Genomic DNA, 258 nt, shown 5'->3' on the forward strand with positions numbered 1-258 from the left:
ATTTCGGGCGGAGGGCAGTCTCTACTGCCCCTGAAGTTATTTCCCTACATAGCGTGCAATCAAGCCTTTCTTTTCCGCTCTGTTGATGCGATCACGCACAGTGCCCGGGCTTTCCAAATCCAGCTCATCCACTAACCGGAAGATTTTCTAAATAAGGATATCGCTCATGCGGGCAAAGCGTGCGGTCAGGGTTTCAAACTTTTCCTCGTCTTCAAGGATTAGCTGACGCACATCCAGCGGCTGACACCGCTCCAAAGA

Origin of the sequence: Parendozoicomonas verongulae, assembly GCF_009711465.1 — a bacterium.
Taxonomy (GTDB): domain Bacteria; phylum Pseudomonadota; class Gammaproteobacteria; order Pseudomonadales; family Endozoicomonadaceae; genus Sansalvadorimonas; species Sansalvadorimonas verongulae.